The organism is Roseobacter sp. YIN89, from assembly GCF_057219365.1.
On record NZ_JBXVVD010000005.1, the window covers coordinates 17,084 to 33,306 of the forward strand.

Consider the following 16,223-nt stretch of genomic DNA (forward strand, 5'->3'; position numbering starts at 1 on the left):
GTCAGGCTTTGGCCCGCTGTGTAATCGAAGCGCTTCAATCATTTGACGAATTCCACTTTTAGCGGGCATTCGTTTCCAAGTAACAGGTCCATACGGCCAAGTAGGGCGCATCGAGAGGTGCCGTCTTTTTATGCAATGTCACACAACTTTTACGTGAATATCGCTGTTAGTTGCCATATTATGAAATTAGACTTTTGAAAAACGTGATATAGAGAGACATCGCCACCGTGTGTCGCGACTTAGCCGGTCGCAATGCCAGCATCAGGGAGAGAGATGTGGAAGAGCTGACGAAACGTGCGTTCGAATTAGAGGCAGCGGCGCAAAACGGATGCGCCAAAACCAGACTTTCGCTGCAACCTCAATTTGAGCTTGTTCTGTCCCGTCTCGCAGCGCGTGGATACGACGTTCCAACGCGCCTGCGTAACCTCAACACAACTCTGAAAGAGGAAGCCATCGAGGATATGTTCGACAATCTGCCTGTCTGACACCTCACATCAGCGCGCGCAGTGCACGCATTTCTGCACCGTCGGGTCCAAATCGAGCCTGCGCGCGCCGATGAATTCGCCACAATCGTCGCACCACCCAAAGTCTTCACCTTGCAGGCGCTCCAAAGCAGCCGCAATTGCCCGCCCGCGGCCCTGCCGCCTGCCTTCTAGTGCTTGTGCCATTGCCTGTCCCTGCAACGCGTCCATGCGCGACAGGCGGCCGACACTTTGCTGATCCAGCACAACTGGTTTGCGGTCGTCCTTGGTGTCACTTCCGGCTTGCATTAACGCGTCAAACTCGTCGATGAGACGCTGCGCGTAACGGGTGCGGCATTCTTCTGGGCTCAGGTCCGTGGTCATACCAAAGCCTAACCACGCACATCGCCTCGATCAACCAGAGCTCACCGCGCGTTTGCCTGCAAAAGATAAGCAACCCGATGCCGGACTTCAGACCGGACCGGGCCGGGCCGTGGGCGATCGCGCAGGGTGCTAAACCAATGCTCGGGCGGGTTCTTACCACGGCGGTTTCCGTCAAACCGCAACCCGCGGAGCACTTGCTCAGCTGTCGCGGGCAGCCGATCTGGAATGTCGTGCCCGTTCAACGTTGCCCAGACACCTGTCCAAAGCCGCCCCACCGACCATGGGTTGTAACCGCCCCCGCCCAGCACCAGCAACCGCGGCGCAACACCCATCAAAGCTTTGGTCACATCCCAATGCGCGTTGTTGCTGAGGTTGAGATGCGCCAGTGGATCCTCCTCCACGCCATCTGCACCGCACAGGAAAACAATGGCCTCCGGTTCAAATGCACTGACCTTGGGCACAATGAGCGTGTCGCGGATAAACGCCATCTCGCTGTCATTCAGTCCGCGCGGCACGGGCAAATTAATCGCCGCGCCGCCTGCGTTGTCTTCAATCAGCCCCGTTCGGGGCCATAGCCGTTCTTCATGCACTGAAATCATCAGACACTCCTGGTCGCCGTGAAACCCCACCGCGACGCCGTCGCAATGATGCGCGTCGATGTCGACATAGGCGATACGGCGCACCCCGTTTCGGCGCAGAGACAGCATCGCAAGCACCGGATCGTTCAGATAGCAAAAACCATTGGCACGGTCAGGCATCCCATGGTGTGTCCCGCCGGGAGGGTTATAGATCACACCACCATCCTTAAGTAATTCTCCTGCCAGCAATGATCCCCCCGCTGCCGTCGCAGGCCGCCTGAAGATTTCGGGAAATACCGGGTTGGTGACGGTCCCCAACCCGTGCCGTGTCGTGTCATCGGCACGGGCCGTTTGTGTCTCCTCGACCCTTTGCAAGGCCGCAACGTACTCCGGGGAATGCCAAACATGCAGCGCTTTGGGTTTCGCGCGCGGAGCGGTGACGAATTGCGCGGCGGGCAGCCAACCCATTGCGCGCGACAGGTCCATGACCGTCGTCACCCGCGGAACGCGCAGCGGATGCCAGCGGCCATAGCTGGAATGGCGGAAAATTTCCGCACCGATCAAAAGAGGTTGGTCCATGGCCCGGGTGAGCCTAGTGCGATCGCGAACCACTGCAACCCGGCCCGACCCCACCAATCTCGTTTACGAAACTGAAACCGGAATATTGCATAACACAACACCACGCTTTCGCAGGGCCGCCGGGGGTGAAAGCCCCCTGTGCCGAAAGGATACCCATATGGCGCGCGACATATGTCTACATGCGCTTAACGCTGCAGAGCACGCCGAGGATGCTCTCGATCTTGCCACCCGCGCCGCAGACTACGCAGTGCTGGAAATCGGCCGCGTGCCCGACAAAGCCTACATCGACGACTTCTTCCGCGCCCATCCTCCGGGGCTGGATTCCGACTGCCTTTTGCATTTCGGCGTCATGGAAGGCCCGGCAATGGTTGGAATGATTTGCATCGCGCGCGGCTACGAGTTTCCCGACGATTGGTGGATCGGGCTTATGCTGATTGATCCGGCCTTTCGCGGCCAGCAAATAGGCCATAAGGTTGTGTCACTGGTCAAAGACCGCGCCCGTCGCGCAGAGGTCAACATGCTAAAGCTCGCGGTTTTGCGCGCCAACCCGCGCGCGCTGCGCTTTTGGAATCGCGAAGGGTTCACGTTTCATCGCGACGCCCCTGCCCTGCCGGGCAGCGACGGTCATGACCGGGTGGTGCTGAAATGCCAACTTTGAGGAGGCAACCCGCGCATGAGACTGAAAGGCAAAAGAGCCATCGTGACAGGCGGCGCATCCGGCTTTGGCGAGGGGATCGTCCGCAAATTCGTTGATGAAGGCGCGCAAGTCCTCATCGCCGATCTGAATATAGAGGCCGCAGATACTCTGGCGCTGGAACTCGGAACTGCCGCGCAGGCAATGAAGGTTGATGTGGCGAACAGCGCTTCTGTTATGCAAATGGCAGCAAAGACAGACGCGCTATGGGGCGGCACCGACATTCTGGTGAATAACGCGGGCGTCACCCACCTGCCCGGTGCGCTGGAGGACATCAGCGAAGAAGATTTCGACCGCGTGCTTGCGGTAAACGTAAAGGCCGTCTACCTGACCGCGCGCGCCTTTGTGCCGCGCATGAAATCTCATGGTTCAGGCGTCATCCTGAACATCGCGTCAACGGCCGGTGTGTCGCCGCGCCCACGGCTCAACTGGTACAACGCCTCAAAGGGTTGGTTGATTACAGCCACCAAGGCCATGGCGGTAGAGCTTGCGCCTGCGGGCATCCGTGTCAACGCGCTCAATCCGGTTGCTGGCGAAACACCGCTGCTCAAGTCTTTCATGGGCGAGGATACTCCAGAGATGCGAGCCAAATTTCTTTCAACTATTCCGATCGGGCGGTTCTCCACGCCCATGGACATGGGAAATGCGGCGTGCTTCCTTTGCTCTGACGAAGCCAGCATGATCACAGGTGCCGCGCTCGAAGTCGATGGGGGACGCTGTATATGAAGACGGTCAATCTGGCGGAAAAGCTGGAACAGTTCACTGGTCACTGGGATCCACACGTCGTAGCCGACTACAACGAAAACGATGTGATGGTCGTCCGGTTTCAGGGCGCGTTCCCATTTCATATGCACGAAGAGACCGATGACTTCTTTCTCGTGCTCAAAGGCGAGATGGTCATGGACCTTGACGGTGAAAGCCACCGCGTCGGCGCGGGCGAACTTTTTGTGGTACCAAGGGGGGTGACGCACCGGCCCCGCGCAGAGCAAGAGTGCCATGTTCTGTTGATCGAACCCAAGGGGGAGCCAAACACAGGCGATCCCGACACCGCAGCGCCCAAACCGCGCATCTGACTGATCCGGACAAAAGGAGAAAGCATCGATGCGCGCGGGGCCTCGCAACCTGATCACCGACGTCAGCGGTCTCGCTGTCGGCAATGCGCAAGACACTGTGCTGAAATCCGGCACAACAGTTGTCACGGCAGATCGACCCTTCACTGCATCAGTGCACGTGATGGGCGGTGCGCCGGGCACGCGGGAAACAGATTTGCTCGCCCCGGACAGAACCGTGACACAGGTGAACGCGCTGGTGCTGTCCGGCGGGTCGGCCTTTGGTCTCGATGCCTGCAGCGGTGTCGCTAACGCCTTGCGCGCGCGCGGGGTCGGGTATGCCGTCGGCGCGGCACGGGTACCCATTGTCCCCGGTGCCATCCTTTTTGATCTCCTGAACGGCGGCGATAAAAACTGGGTGACAAATCCCTACGCTGATCTCGGCCAAAAAGCGCTCGAGGCCGCGGCAACAGACTTTGCCCTTGGCAGTGTCGGCGCAGGAACCGGGGCAACAACAGCAACTCTGAAAGGCGGTCTTGGGTCAGCGTCACTGATCCTCGACAACGGCTTCACCGTCGGCGCATTGGTGGCCGCTAACCCGTTAGGCTGCGTAACAACCCCCGGAGAGCGCCACTTTTACGCCGCACCGTTTGAAATCGACGACGAATTTGGCGGGCTGGGCCCTGACCCGGCTAGCGGGCTGGGTCGTGTCTGGGAAAACCGCAAGATGCAAACCATGGCAGCCAAGGCGAATACAACAATTGCCGTGGTGGCGACCGACGCGGCACTCGACAAGGCACAGTGCCACAGGGTCGCGGTCGCAGCGCATGATGGTATCGCCCGCGCGGTGGTCCCCGCACATACGCCCGCTGATGGCGATCTGGTTTTCGCCGCAGCCACCGGCTCGGCTGCATTGAACGACAGTTTGACCGATGTCAGCCTCATTGGTCACGCCGCCGCGCTTTGTCTCAGCCGGGCAATCGCGCGCGCGGTCTTTGCCGCCACGCCATCAAAGGGTGATGTTCTGCCAAGCTGGAGCAACACCGCGCAATAGCTCTTTCACTTTGCCAGATAAACTCCCGCCGGAGGCGTGAAATCCTATGGAGCGCCGCCTGCAATAGACACAACCTTCGGGTCGCGTCCCAACACACGATAAACAGCCTCGGCAATACCGCTGACGTCCAGCCCGGCATCACGATACATCTCATCCGGAGAGGCCTGATCGATAAATCGGTCTGGCAGGCACAAGGTGCGCAGACGGCACCCTAAATCCAACAGGCCTTCTCCGGCCATCTCTTGCAAGACCATCGCGCCAAAGCCACCCTTGGCCCCCTGCTCGACCGTGATCAGGGCACCATGCGTTTGCGCCAGTCGCGCAATCAGCGCCATATCCAGCGGTTTGGCAAAACGGGCATCGGCAACCGTGACGCTGATCCCCTCGGCCTCAAGCATGGTCGCCACTGCCTCGCAATCGCTCAACACGGTCCCCAGAGACAAAAGAGCCACATCGCCGGTACCTTCTCGGATCACGCGCCCCTTGCCAATGGTCAGGACATCGCCCCGCTCAGGTAATTCAACACCTGTGCCGTTGCCCCGCGGATAGCGAAATGCAATGGGTCCGGTATCATGCGCCGCCGCCGTAGCGACCATATGCACAAGTTCTGCCTCGTCCGCCGCCGCCATAACCACCATGCCCGGCAGAGCGCCCAGATACCCGATGTCAAACGCGCCCGCGTGCGTGGCACCATCCGCACCGACCAGTCCGGCCCGGTCGATGGCAAACCGCACCGGCAGGCCCTGCAACGCCACATCGTGCACAACCTGATCGTAACCGCGCTGCAAAAAGGTCGAGTAAATCGCGCAGAACGGTTTCAGTCCTGCAGCGGCCATTCCGGCGGCAAATGTTACCCCATGCTGCTCTGCAATACCGACATCGAACACGCGGTTCGCAAACCTCTTGGCCATGCGGTCGACCCCGGTACCGGATGGCATTGCGGCGGTGATCGCCACAATGGACGGGTCATCCGCCGCTGCTTGTGTCAGCGCATCACCAAAGACCGCGGTGTAACTCGGCGCATTGGCTTTTGACTTCGCCTGAACGCCTGTACCGACGTCGAACTTGCTGACACCGTGATACTTGTCCGCCGATCCCTCTGCCGGCGCATAGCCCTTGCCCTTGACCGTGCAGCAGTGGATCAGAACCGGTCCGGTGGCCCGCGCCTTGGCCCCCCGCAAAACGGATAGCAACTGGTCCATATCATGCCCGTCGATGGGGCCGATGTAATCAAATCCAAGCTCTTCAAAAAAAGTGCCGCGACTTTCCAACCCGGTCACCAACTCGCGGGCCCGCCGAGCGCCCTCGCGCACAGGTTTGGGGGCAAGCTGCTCCATGCCCTCGGCCATGGCGACAAATCCGCCAAACGGACCCCGGCGGCTAAGATCAGACAGGCTGGACAGATAAGAAGACATGGCGCCCACGGGCGGTGCAATGCTCATCTCGTTGTCATTCAATACGACAAACAGACGTCGCCCCTCATGACCGGCATTGTTCAGCGCTTCATAGGCCATGCCAGCACTGATAGACCCGTCACCGATAACAGCGATGGCATCGCCGGTGGGCTGCCCCATGTCGCGCCCGACGGTAAAGCCAAGAGCAGCAGAGATTGATGTGCTCGAATGCGCCGCGCCAAACGGGTCATAGTCGGATTCGCTCCGCTTGGTAAAACCGCTGATCCCCCCGCCCTGCCGCAGCGAATGCATGCGACTGCGCCGCCCTGTCAGAATCTTGTGCGGATAACACTGGTGCCCTACATCCCAGACCAGCTTGTCCCGCGGCGTGTCAAACACCGCATGGATTGCAACGGATAGTTCCACCACCCCAAGTGATGACCCCAAATGCCCGCCGGTTTCGCTGACCGCGCGCACGACCTCTGAACGCAACTCATCCGCGACGGTCGAAAGTTCGCTGTCCGTCATCCCGCGCAAATCGGCAGGCCCTGCCACACGGTCAAGTGTTGGTGTCTCTGGTGAAGTCATGGCGCACATCTCCTGATTTCTGGCGAAGGTCGAATGCTTGCCACACTCGCGTGACCCGCCGCCGGTAAGTCGAAAAGGGGTCGCATCGGAAGAACCGCTGCGACCCCAGGTTCCTGTAGCCAACAGGAAGGGAACCGGGGTGTTACCCCCGCGCCCGGACCAAGGAAGCCAGTGGTCCGCGCATGGCTAGGGCGGGGCGACTGCAAGGCCGCCCCCACGCCCTATTCGTAGACTGGCGCCTCGGTGGTCGCGAGTTCGGGCCAGTCTGCAATGACATTCATGCCTTGCAGTGGTTGCTGATACCCCTTGTGGCAGGTTTTGCAGGCCGCCTTGGGCGCATCTGCATAGACCGGTCCAAGACGGTGCTCGGGGTAGGTGTCTTCAAGCGGTATCAGGTATTCCTGATTCATCTCGATCACCATTTGGCGGCCGAGCAACGCGGTGCCCCACTGCGGCGTGACCTGCCCGGCGTCGTAGAACGCACGGCTGTTGTGACAGAACACGCAGTTTACGCCGAGACTGTTCGCAAAGTAGTTCATCAGCGAGTACGTCTTCTCGGCGTCCTGAATGGAGTAGTATTCCCCGTCAGAAGGCGATCCTGCCACACGGCTTTCCAGATCGTGAACATTCACACCGTCATAGTCGGTCAGATAGTCCTCCAGAGCATTGGACGGCAGAGACGTTGACTGGCTGAGCGCCGTGGCTTTGTTCTGCACTGCAGACCAGCCGGCCATATTCTCGTTCACCGGCGTGATATTGAACCAGATCTCGCTAGGCACGTTTTCACCACGGTGGCAAGTGTAGCAGTTTACACCCACTTCCTGATTGGCATTGACGTGCCCGTCCCAGTTCTCATTAATGTTTTGCGTCATCTCGATCATCCGGCGCGAAACAACCTTGGTGTAAAGATCGTCGTTGCCGTATTCCTCGATGTCGACATCCCCGTGGCAATAGACACAACCCTCTTCAGGCGCCACCCACTGCGTGATGGCGGTCATCACGCGGTTGAAGTTGTCTTCAGTAAGGTCACCCAGAACTTGGACGTTCTGGTAGATGTCTTTGGCAAGATCCTCGCCACCTTCAGGCACGTAGGGCTCTTCGGTGTAGTAGTTGTCGATCGTGGGGTCCGGTGCCAACCTTGCAAAGTTGTACTCCGGTACCGACATGCCCGTGCCGCGCGGCCCGGTCTGCAGGCTTGCGGTCTGCGCGGGGTTTCCCCACGTCACCAGCAAGACCGCCACGAATATCGCGCCACCAAGCGCCCCGATCAGGATCGCCGGACCAAAGATGTTGGTCGGGTTTTCCTTGTTCCAGTCGTCAAACCACTTGGGCAGCATGATCAGTTCTCCTTCCCGATAAAGGCTTCGTAAGTGCCGTAGTCTTCGTAGCCATACGAGCCGTCATACATGGGTGCGAAATTGTGCTCTTGCGCCCAGATGAACCAGTTATCGACAACAGTTCCGGTCAGCAGGATACCAATCCCGCCAGTAATCGGGGTCAGTACCGCAAACCACCATGCCCAGCGGTGGATACCTTCCATCGTAGCGTTGAAACCCATGGTCCAGCGCCAGAACAGGGCTGCCCGTTCGGTTGCAGTACCGCGGTCATAGATCTGCTCCAACTCGCGATCACCGCCATAGCGGGTGACCGCCAGAATGGTGCCGCCATGCATACAGAACAGCAGGACAGAACCGTAAAGGAACACGATCGAAAGACAGTGGAACGGGTTATAGTAAAGGTTGCCGTAGCGGATCGAGAACGCCGTCGTCCAGTCAAGGTGCGGGAAGATCCCGTATGGCACCGCTTCGCTCCACGATCCCATCAGGATCGGACGGAACAGACCCAGCACGAGGAACAGCCACACCGCAGCGGCAAAGCCCCAGAAGATGTGTTTGCCCATCTTGTGCTGTTCCGCCAGAAGGTATGCTCTGAGCAGCCATGTCATCACCGAGATCAGCAAGAAGAAACTCGCGATGATGTACCAGCCGCCATCATTGAGCGGTGGCATCGTCAACCCGTACTCGGGCGACGGTGGCTCCAGCGCCAGCCAGAATAGCTGTCTGAGGAATTGCGGGATCGACCAGCCAACCTGAGCCAGCATGTTGAAACCCACAATAAACAGCCAGATCAGACCCGTTGCAAAAGCTACGGACGAAGTCCATCCCCAGTAGTAGGGGCCGATCTGCCCGTTGCCGAACAACCCTGCCAGCGTGTTGAAGAACGGTTTTCCGACACGCTCTTCCATCATGTTGTTGCCGGCGTCGTCCATACCCATCTCGGGCTTTCCCTGGACCTGAACCTGCGTAAAGATGTTTTGATATTCAGGATACATCACGATCACATACCTCCCGCGGCAATGGGTTCGCCCCAGATCGGCATATCAAGCCACCAGTTCCACCATTCGGGCCAGCCTGCTGTCCAGACGGGGCCGGAAATGATGATGCACACCGCCGACCAAAGACCTGCGTTGATTGCCAAAAGGTATCCAAGCCGGTGGATGCCCAATGTACCGACCGAATAGCCGATGAAATCACGAAAGAACGTGTCCTCGTGGTCCGGTGTCTTGGCCTCTTCGCCCTTTTCAGGGTTACAGGCAGACAGGATCAGACCACCGTGCAGCGCAAGCGCGAGCGTGGTCGTAAAGAACAACGTAACCGCCAGCATGTGCGCCGGGTTATAGTGGAAGTGCAAATAGGCGTAGCCCGTGTTGCTGACCCAGTCGAGGTGGCTGAATATGCCATAGGGAAAGCCGTGCCCCCACGCGCCCATCAGCAGAGGGCGGAAAATGACCAGCGTCATGTAGGCAGTTACCGCCGCCATAAATCCGAAAGGCACGTGGTACCCCATGCCGAGCTTCCGGCAGATCTCTACTTCCCGCAAGGCCCAGCTCAGAAACGCGCCCGTGGCGCAAATCGTGATGATCTGCCACAACCCGCCTTCAAGCAGCGGCGCCATTCCCAGACCATAACTGAGGTCCGGCGGGGCGATGTTGATCAGCCACGGGTTAAATGTGCCTTGCTGGGATGCGCCCCAGAAAATCAGAATGGTGCCGAGCAAGGCAAAAAAGGCAGTCGTGACCCCGAAGAAGCCCACGTAAAACGGCCCCACCCAGAAGTCGAACAGATCGCCCCCGATCAGCGTCCCTCCGCGGACGCGATATTTTCTTTCGAAGCTGAGCAAAGCCATCTTCTTTTCTCCGCGTTTGTGCGGCGCGCCTGATTGGGACCCAGCTGCCACCCCGTTGCGTCATCAAGCAAGTCGGGGCTACAGGCATCCAAGGCGGAGGCCGTCGAATTATTTCATTGCGTATTCGCCGCGGGCGGGGGCGCACACTTAAGACCGCCCGCAGCAGTATTTCTGGCGACAGTCGCCCAGTCGCGCGCGTTCCCGCGCGCCACCGGATTACTGACCGCCGTTGGCGGCTGCCAACTCGAACCAGTTCAGTCCGCTGCTCAGAACCACCAGGTGGATCATCGCTGCAAGAAGGAACAGGAATACACCCTGAGCCACGAAAACGCGGCGTGGGTCGAAGATGAGCCAGATCTTGTAGAACTTTGACATATCCATTCCCTACTCCTTATGCGAACCAAGGGCGCCAGATGTACGTCGCGAGGTGTGCGACGATTGCAACTGCCGAAAACAGCCAAAGGCCGCTCATGTAGACAGAGTGCAATTCCTGCGCCTGTTCGTCTGTGAGACCTGTAAAGGACAGGTCGGTATTATCAGCCATACTTATTCCTCCGGAACGTGAAGCTGACGCCGCGCACCCCGCGGCCGGGTCCTTCCAGGGTCTCCCCTTTCCGGGCTCTGGTGCCTGTTGCCAGGAAACCAGTCTCGCAACTCGACAGGCGCACATAGTCGAGTATTTGGGTTACACACCGCAGCCGCCGAGGCTGTCATGTGCAAAAAGTTGATCACAGGCCGGCCGAAAAGATCATCGGTGTGATGATCCGGGCTTGGGTCCATGCGCGGGCCATCGGGCCTTTGTCGGTGAAACTACGGCTCCGGATGGCCTGCATCGCCCAAGTGAGCGTGGCCAGTGGCAGCGTGGCCACAAAAATGATCGCAAAGTAGACAGAGAACTCGATATTGGTTTTTCGCCGTACCGGTTCGCGTGGTGCCGGGGCTGTCCCGGTTTCCATCATGTCAGACGTCATATCGCTCATTGCAGATCCTCCAGATCAATACCGGCCGCTGCCGGATCAAGGCCGCGCACGGTGTCCAGCACCACACGCGCGTCGCCCGCGGCAAGTGCCGCCTTTTCCGCCGCATCCCGCAGGGATTTGGCAGCCGAAATTCGCGTAAGAATGGGATGGGTCTCGACAATCTTGTCGAGCAGCGCCTGCGCGTCTGCATCCCAAGGGAAATCCCGCCGCAGCGGTGTCAAGGTCGCGTCCGCGGCATCCATCTCCGTTCCCAGAGGCAGAATGTGGAACAGCGCATCGAACAACCCGTTGCAGATTTCCTGAATAAGATAGGTGGCCCCGGCATAGCCCATGAACGGCGTGCCTGTGTGCCGCCGGATCGCCGCACCGGGAAAACTCGCCGGAATAAACGCCGGTTGCGGACCGTGCCCACCCTTCATCTCGGCCATGTACATTTTTTCGTTGATGGACCCGAAAACAACGAGAGGCCGCTTTTGCGACATCATCGCGCGCACTTCCTCGTTATTGGTCTTTTGCCCCGCCACGCGCGCCACGGCAAAGGCGCATGGCAGGCCCATGTCGTCCTCGAGAAACAGTCGGATGCCCCGGGCATAGGTCTCATTTGCCACGATCGCGAAACTCGCCGTGGCAAAGAAATCCTGCGTGACCGACCGCCACAAATCCCAGACCGGCTTGATGGTGGAATGCTTCTCACGGGTGATAAAAGGTTCGGGGTCGAGGCCCACGAGGTTCCCCAGTGCGCGCAGGAACTTCGTAGTACTCTCGACCCCTATCGGGGCTTGCAGATACGGCTTGGCAAGAAGCTCGCACAACCCGCGCCCGAACTCGCGGTACATGCAGATGTTTACATCCGCATTTACCAGATCTCTCATTTCGGCCACATGCGCGCCCAAAGGCAGCACCATGTTAACCTCGCAACCGATCCCTTCGACCAGCCGCCGGATCTCGGCCAGATCGGATGGCATGTTGAACGTGCCATACATCGGACCAAGGATATTCACGCGAGGCCGCGCACCTGCCTCGCGTTTCTTTTCGGGCGGCATGCGCCCTTTGGTCATCCCGAACTCTGTAAAGAGCCAGGTCATCGCCCGATCCGCGGCTTCCCATTGATCCTCGTCAATGGTGCGCGGCAGAAAGCGCTGAATATTCGTGCCCTGTGGCGTTACACCACCGCCGATCATCTCTGCGATCGACCCGGTAACCACCACGGCGGGCAATGCGGGGTCCAGCGTATCCCAGGCCCGCTTCATGCTGTCCTCGGTGCCCGCGCCCATCTCGCCCTCGCCCAGACCCGTAACCACGATCGGCAACTCGTGCGGCGGCAACGCATCGGTATAGTGCAAAACACTTGTCACTGGCAGGTTCTCGCAGCCCACAGGGCCGTCAATCACCACCTGCAGGCCCTTCGCGGCACAAAACGCGTAAACCGCGCCCCAGTAACCGCCAGCGCGATCATGATCTGTCACCAACATAAACACGCTCCCTTGTCATCTTGCCCGAAAAACTCCGGGTGAGCGCGCAGCGCGAGGGCAGAGCCCTTATCGCGATATGCCAAGCACACCGCCACTAGATCATGCGTGCGGCATCCGCCGCCCTTTTCTGTTTATCGAGCTTTTTCTGATGCTGCGCGCGGAAATCCGGGCGCAGGTTCGGTTCGCCCTCCCAGACACCAGCCGTGTCCGCGTGGCCCACGCCTTCAAAAAACGCTTTCATCCGGTCCATCCGGCCCTTGTTGGCAATCGCCGCATTGATCACCGTTGCCAGCGACCCGGCCCCGGCAACCCCCATCAACGGGCGCGCCGAAATCAGGTTGGTAAAGTAAAGCCCGGGAATACCCAGCTCCTTGGCCTTTTGCACAACGGGCGTCGTGCCAATGGCAAGATCAGGTTTCAACGCCTCCATTGCCGCGCAGTCGTCTTCCAGTGACGCACGGAAAGTCACCTTCACGCCGCGCGCAGCAAGCCACTCCGCATCCGCCGCCGACCATGGCGATTTTGCACAGGCCGTGCCCACATAAGGCACGTCCGCACCGCTTTCGATCAGCAGTCGGGCGACCAGCAGTTCGGACCCTTCATACCCTGAAAGCGTGATACGTCCCTTGATCGGTGTCGCAGCCAGCGCACCCTTGATCGCGGGCAAAGCCGCATTCTGCGCATCCGCGATTTGTGCAGGGCTGACCCCGTGCGCCTCGCCGATTGCCTGCAACCACGCAGCCGTTCCGTCTACACCCACCGGTGCTGATCCGACAACCGGTCGTCCGGCCGCCTGAAACTCGCGAATGGTATCCGTGTAAAACGGGTGAATGGCCGCCACGACCGAACTGTCAAGCGCGGCGTATAGCTCGCGCCACTCACGGCACGGCAACACAGGCCCGGCGGCCATGCCCATCGGGGCCAGCATCTGTCCGATCATCATCGGATCCGCCGGGAACATCTCTCCCAATAGCGCGACGGTAGGCCGGCTGGACTTGCCGCCAACCGGTGCCGCGACCGGCCCCGCCTCGACCTCGGCCCGCGCATAACTGAGCATCGCTCCGGCAAGCACATCCTTGGCCTCGGCATGGGTCGGCACCCCAAAGCCCGGAACATCGATCCCGACAATGCGCACGCCGTTGATCTCTTTCGGCAACAGACGCAATGGCACACCACTTGCCGTGGGCACGCACAGGTTGGTCACCACGATGGCATCGAACCGGTCAGGATCCGCCAACTCGTGTACGCTTTCTCGGATGTCCTCAAAAAGCTTGCCGGTTACCAGCGTTTCAGAATTGAACGGCACGTAGCCCACAGACCGACGCGCACCGTAGAAATGACTGACAAAGGTCAGCCCGTAGACGCAGCAGGCCGATCCGGACAGCACCGTGGCGACGCGCTTCATCCGCAACCCGACACGCAAAGACCCGAATGCCGGGCACATGGACTGCGGCTTGTCGTGCGGCCCCATTGGATAATCCGCGCGGTATTTGTCCAGTATCTCGGACTGCCCCGCCGCCCGTGCTGCGGTCTCCATATCCGTCCCGGAATGGCACCCCATCCCGTCAACCGGAGCGTCCGCCACACGCGTCACGTCTCCGTTCGGATGGCCTTTGATCACCTCTACCTGCGATGCGTCGTCGTATGTGACCTCAGACTTCATGCAGAATTCTCCGGCGTGCGTTCAGTCAGATCACGAATGTCGCGCAGCAACTGCCGGGCCTGCTCCACGGCCTCTTCGCTCTGTTCGACGATCTGCACAGATTGCTTGCCCAGCCCCCGACTGCGCTCGACGGCCAACCAGCTTTTACGAAAGCGATCAAGCATCGTCATAAACCACTTCAAGCGACGGTTTGGGCGCGGCGTTCTTTCCGCGCATATCGGTATCCGTGGCAGGCTCCAGCACGACATCACCGCCGGTCTCCGACGCATCAAAAAGACCCAAAAGCCCATCCTGGTCCAAAGGTGACGGGCGCATCGGCGGCGCCTCAGCAACGTTGTCACCCAGCTCGGCAAACAGATCACCCCACTGCGACTTCGCAGTGCCTACAATCTGGTAATTGGCAGATTTTTTACGCAGGTCGTCATCCTGCGGAATAGCGGCGAGAATGGGGATGTCGACCGCTTCGGCAAAAGCCGCGGCCTCGCCGGTGCCGTCATCCTTGTTAATGACCAACCCCGCGACACCGACATTGCCGCCGAGCTTGCGGAAGTACTCCACCGCCGAGCAGACATTGTTGGCGACATAAAGTGACTGCAGATCGTTCGACGCGACAAGGATCACTTTTTGCGCCATGTCGCGCGCAATCGGCAGCCCAAAGCCGCCGCAGACCACATCACCGAGGAAATCGAGCAGCACATAGTCAAAGTCCCAGTCGTGGAAACCAAGCTTTTCGAGCAACTCAAATCCATGGATGATGCCACGTCCGCCACAGCCGCGGCCCACTTCGGGACCACCAAGCTCCATGGCAAAGACGCCGCCGCGTTTAAAGCAGACATCCCCGATCTTGACCTCCTCGCCCGCCAGCTTCTTGCGGGTCGAGGTCTCGATGATTGTGGGGCACGCCTTGCCGCCGAACAGCAGCGATGTGGTGTCCGACTTCGGATCACAGCCAATCAGCAGTACACGCTTGCCCTGCTCTGCCATCATGTGGCTGAGGTTGGCGAGGGTGAAAGATTTGCCGATCCCGCCCTTGCCATAGATCGCAATGATCTGCGTCTTGGAGGTTGGCGCGCTCTGCGGCACCTCAAGCGACGGCTCTTGCGCCGCCTCATCCTTCAGGCGTTTGTCAAAGTCTTTCAGATTAGGGACTTCATCTTTCACGCGGCGTCCTTCCAGTTCAAAATCATTTTCAGGCAGTCAGGGTCAGTAAACGCCTGAGCGTAGGCGGCACGTGCATCCCGGTGACCTGCTTCGTGAGTGATCAGTCCTTGAAGGCTCAGCAGCCCACCCTCGACCAGCGCGCGGGTCGCGGCGAGATCGTCATGGGTCCACTCGGCAGCCACGCGAAAGCGGGCTTCCTTCATAAAGGCCGGCGGGAAGGCAAAACTGATTTCTGTAGAATAAAACCCGGCGAGAACGATCTCGCCGCCCTTGGCCAGACGCCCCACCAGATCGTTGAGCACATCGACCGAACCGGAGGCATCGTATACCGACCGGTAGTTGCGGCGCTGATCATCCTCTGGGGCGATCACGTCATAGCCGGTGGCGCCACTACGCCGGCTGGGGTCGACTTCCCAGACCACAGGCGCTGGTGCACCTGCTGCAATCGTCAACCGCGCCAACAAGCGACCAAGGACGCCATGGCCGACAATGAGATCAGGCACGGATTTGTTCAGGCCCGCCATCGCATGCCGCGCAGTTGCTGCCAGCGCCAGCAGTGCGCCGCTTGCACCATGGCCCGCGTCGATTCGGGTCACCCGATCTGCGGCAGTCACCACACGTGCAGCCGCGCCGCCAAAAAGTCCGAACGCACCATCGTAACAATTTGCGCCCGGTACAAAGACACGCTCGCCCACCTTGAACCCGGTTGCAGGCGCCGCCTCGACGATCTCGCCGACAGCTTCATAGCCGGGGACCAACGGATACCCCATGCCCGGAAAGGGGGGCATCTGCCCACTCCAAAAGAGTTTTTCTGTACCCGTGGAGATACCGGAGTGATCGATGTCCACCACCAGATCACCCTCCCCCGGCGCGTTCAGCGTCAGGGTGTCAACGTCCAGATCCTTGGGACCTTTCAGGAGAACAGCAGCGGTTTGCAAGATCTTGCTCCTCGGGTTGATGCGTCCTGTCTTGGTTCATGT

Annotated in this window: 19 protein-coding genes; 5 read left to right on the plus strand and 14 right to left on the minus strand. The window is 59.7% G+C overall.

Translation table 11 applies throughout. The features are described from left to right. Positions 1–275 precede the first annotated feature (275 nt). Positions 276–485, plus strand: coding sequence for a hypothetical protein (locus AC2D8V_RS19130; protein ID WP_484735202.1), 210 nt, complete (start codon positions 276–278; stop codon positions 483–485). Between the two features lie 9 nt (positions 486–494). On the opposite strand, the gene AC2D8V_RS19135 is transcribed toward AC2D8V_RS19130, so the two are convergent. Together AC2D8V_RS19135 and AC2D8V_RS19140 are read right to left on the minus strand one after the other, a co-directional pair. Next, positions 495–845 carry a TraR/DksA family transcriptional regulator gene (locus tag AC2D8V_RS19135; protein WP_484735203.1) on the minus strand — a complete coding sequence of 117 codons (351 nt, stop codon included), beginning with the start codon at positions 843–845 and terminating at the stop codon, positions 495–497. Between the two features lie 41 nt (positions 846–886). After that, positions 887–2,002 (minus strand): acetoin utilization protein AcuC, encoded by a 1,116-nt coding sequence (locus AC2D8V_RS19140; RefSeq protein WP_484735204.1) that lies wholly within the window; start codon positions 2,000–2,002, stop codon positions 887–889. Positions 2,003–2,159: 157 nt separating this feature from the next. On the opposite strand from AC2D8V_RS19140, the gene AC2D8V_RS19145 reads away from it, so the two are divergent. The 4 genes from AC2D8V_RS19145 to AC2D8V_RS19160 are packed head-to-tail and all read left to right on the plus strand — an operon-like array spanning position 2,160 to position 4,799. After that, positions 2,160–2,660 (plus strand): GNAT family N-acetyltransferase, encoded by a 501-nt coding sequence (locus AC2D8V_RS19145; RefSeq protein ID WP_484735205.1) that lies wholly within the window; start codon positions 2,160–2,162, stop codon positions 2,658–2,660. A 15-nt stretch (positions 2,661–2,675) separates the two neighbouring features. Continuing rightward, entirely contained in the window at positions 2,676–3,422 is a 747-nt protein-coding gene (locus AC2D8V_RS19150) for an SDR family oxidoreductase (RefSeq protein WP_484735206.1), read from the plus strand. Beyond that, a complete protein-coding gene (locus tag AC2D8V_RS19155) occupies positions 3,419–3,769 on the plus strand; it encodes a cupin domain-containing protein (RefSeq protein WP_484735207.1) in 351 nt (116 codons plus the stop codon). The genes AC2D8V_RS19150 and AC2D8V_RS19155 overlap by 4 nt, the downstream gene beginning before the upstream one ends. A 28-nt stretch (positions 3,770–3,797) precedes the next feature. Next, the gene (locus AC2D8V_RS19160; protein ID WP_484735208.1) at positions 3,798–4,799 is read left to right on the plus strand and encodes a P1 family peptidase; all 1,002 of its coding nucleotides are present in this window, start codon (positions 3,798–3,800) and stop codon (positions 4,797–4,799) included. Positions 4,800–4,843: 44 nt separating this feature from the next. On the opposite strand, the gene dxs is transcribed toward AC2D8V_RS19160, so the two are convergent. The 12 genes from dxs to bchC form a co-directional block, all read right to left on the minus strand. Continuing rightward, a complete protein-coding gene (dxs, locus tag AC2D8V_RS19165) occupies positions 4,844–6,781 on the minus strand; it encodes a 1-deoxy-D-xylulose-5-phosphate synthase (RefSeq protein WP_484735209.1) in 1,938 nt (645 codons plus the stop codon). 221 nt (positions 6,782–7,002) lie between these two features. After that, positions 7,003–8,118, minus strand: coding sequence for a photosynthetic reaction center cytochrome PufC (gene pufC / locus AC2D8V_RS19170; RefSeq protein ID WP_484735210.1), 1,116 nt, complete (start codon positions 8,116–8,118; stop codon positions 7,003–7,005). Positions 8,119–8,120: 2 nt separating this feature from the next. Continuing rightward, positions 8,121–9,113: a photosynthetic reaction center subunit M gene (gene pufM / locus AC2D8V_RS19175; protein ID WP_484735295.1), complete on the minus strand. Its 993-nt coding sequence runs from the start codon at positions 9,111–9,113 to the stop codon at positions 8,121–8,123. A 5-nt stretch (positions 9,114–9,118) separates the two neighbouring features. Next, positions 9,119–9,967, minus strand: coding sequence for a photosynthetic reaction center subunit L (gene pufL, locus AC2D8V_RS19180; RefSeq protein ID WP_484735211.1), 849 nt, complete (start codon positions 9,965–9,967; stop codon positions 9,119–9,121). A 216-nt stretch (positions 9,968–10,183) separates the two neighbouring features. Further along, positions 10,184–10,342, minus strand: a complete 159-nt coding sequence (gene pufA / locus AC2D8V_RS19185; RefSeq protein ID WP_484735296.1) for a light-harvesting antenna LH1, alpha subunit — start codon at positions 10,340–10,342, stop codon at positions 10,184–10,186. Positions 10,343–10,358: 16 nt separating this feature from the next. Further along, entirely contained in the window at positions 10,359–10,511 is a 153-nt protein-coding gene (pufB, locus tag AC2D8V_RS19190; RefSeq protein WP_484735212.1) for a light-harvesting antenna LH1, beta subunit, read from the minus strand. A 184-nt stretch (positions 10,512–10,695) separates the two neighbouring features. After that, positions 10,696–10,947: a cytochrome PufQ gene (gene pufQ / locus AC2D8V_RS19195; protein WP_484735213.1), complete on the minus strand. Its 252-nt coding sequence runs from the start codon at positions 10,945–10,947 to the stop codon at positions 10,696–10,698. Further along, positions 10,944–12,419, minus strand: a complete 1,476-nt coding sequence (bchZ, locus tag AC2D8V_RS19200; protein ID WP_484735214.1) for a chlorophyllide a reductase subunit Z — start codon at positions 12,417–12,419, stop codon at positions 10,944–10,946. The genes pufQ and bchZ overlap by 4 nt, the downstream gene beginning before the upstream one ends. A 94-nt stretch (positions 12,420–12,513) precedes the next feature. After that, the gene (bchY, locus tag AC2D8V_RS19205) at positions 12,514–14,082 is read right to left on the minus strand and encodes a chlorophyllide a reductase subunit Y (protein ID WP_484735215.1); all 1,569 of its coding nucleotides are present in this window, start codon (positions 14,080–14,082) and stop codon (positions 12,514–12,516) included. Beyond that, positions 14,079–14,246: a hypothetical protein gene (locus AC2D8V_RS19210; RefSeq protein ID WP_484735216.1), complete on the minus strand. Its 168-nt coding sequence runs from the start codon at positions 14,244–14,246 to the stop codon at positions 14,079–14,081. The genes bchY and AC2D8V_RS19210 overlap by 4 nt, the downstream gene beginning before the upstream one ends. Further along, positions 14,239–15,243 carry a chlorophyllide a reductase iron protein subunit X gene (locus AC2D8V_RS19215; RefSeq protein ID WP_484735217.1) on the minus strand — a complete coding sequence of 335 codons (1,005 nt, stop codon included), beginning with the start codon at positions 15,241–15,243 and terminating at the stop codon, positions 14,239–14,241. The genes AC2D8V_RS19210 and AC2D8V_RS19215 overlap by 8 nt, the downstream gene beginning before the upstream one ends. Beyond that, positions 15,240–16,181, minus strand: a complete 942-nt coding sequence (bchC, locus tag AC2D8V_RS19220) for a chlorophyll synthesis pathway protein BchC (RefSeq protein ID WP_484735218.1) — start codon at positions 16,179–16,181, stop codon at positions 15,240–15,242. Before bchC ends, AC2D8V_RS19215 begins: the two co-directional genes overlap by 4 nt. Between the last annotated feature and the right edge of the window lie 42 nt (positions 16,182–16,223).